A 1,284-nucleotide genomic window follows, 5' to 3' on the forward strand; every position below is an offset into this window, starting at 1 on the left:
AATACCGACAGAAACCGGCGTGTCGCCCAGGGTAAACTGATGCGCTGCGGCGATACCGTATTCGGTGACCAGTGCGGCAACGCCCTGCGCCCGGGAGGTCATCTGGTCAATATCCGTCTGAGTCGGTGAGAAAATGCCGCTCTGTGCCGCATCGAGATACGCCAGGTCACGCTGTGTGATATCGGTGCGGACCTTCGCCTGTCCCCAGCCTTTGGCCACAAAGGCGAAAGGGAGGGTGTCATTGGGAATGGCAATCACCGCAGAAAGACCTGCGCTGGCATGCCCGCTGTCGCCGTCAACGTCCTGCAGGGCTTTTTTCAGCGCTGCCGCCTGTCGTGAGCTGTTGCCGGTGCCCGCTGAATCGCGGAAGTCGTCAAAGGTGCTTTTTACCCTGTCCAGTCCGTCACGCAGGTTATCCGGATCGCTGATTTGTGCACCCACGCCCGGCAGGATGAGCCCGACGTCGTCACCGGTATCGTGGCGGGTCATCAGCGCGGGGTTGGCCAGCGCAGCGGCAAGATAACCGGAAGAGGCCACGCCGGTTCCCCCCATGGCGTCGTTACGCGCTTCGGTCCAGGTGGTTGCAGCATTCACTGACGGCACGGCTGAAGCCAGTAAGGCCAGAATGATGCTGCGGGTTAACAGTTTTGCTTTCATCATTTATTTCCTTTTCTTGTTTTTGACAAAGGGGTTTCCCTGGTGCTGACGCACCAATAAAATAAACAGCCCGGTTTTTTGTTATTTAAATACGGTTAACCGAAACTCATGACTTCTTTCAGATAACCCTCCCATTCAGGCGTAATATGAAAAGCCGGGTTTATGAAAGGTATCCGTTCCTCCTCACTCCACATGAAATTCTGTCCTGGTCTGAGCTTACCCATAATACTTTCATCAGTGACGGATGAGACCGAAAACGGCAACTCAGATCCCTCTCTAAGACTGTCAAATAACCTGCCCGGTAATTTTCGAAAAGAAATTTGAGCAACCCTTCCTTTTAACCGCAGTAATTCAAAGAAAGAAAGAAAGGCGTTTGTCTCTGATTCATTGCTGAGCGTAAGAGGAACCACGCCGGTTAAATAATTACTTTCAAAGGACACGCCATTAATATATTTATCCCGGGTCGCTGTAATTACCATCTCGTGGCTGAAATTTAGTGCTGGCTCACCTGTGTCATGCTGACGTCTGTAAAAACGTAAGGACTTAATCACTGTATCTTTATGCGGCAGAAGGCATTCAGCTGCCTGCCAGAAGTCACGCAGAATCACGGTCGGAACCGGAAGAATA

At 51.9% G+C, this 1,284-nt stretch carries 1 protein-coding gene and 1 pseudogene; both read right to left on the reverse strand.

Going from position 1 to position 1,284, the window contains the following annotated elements; genetic code table 11:
- A partial coding sequence (traF, locus tag RAC65_RS22260) for a conjugal transfer protein TraF (RefSeq protein ID WP_375097320.1) occupies positions 1-660 on the reverse strand: 660 nt, incomplete at its 3' end.
- A 92-nt stretch (positions 661-752) separates the two neighbouring features.
- Positions 753-1,284, reverse strand: a pseudogene (locus tag RAC65_RS22265) (conjugal transfer protein TraE); the annotation flags it as partial.

Source organism: Pantoea sp. BS_8, from assembly GCF_041954965.1.
GTDB lineage: Bacteria > Pseudomonadota > Gammaproteobacteria > Enterobacterales > Enterobacteriaceae > Pantoea > Pantoea stewartii.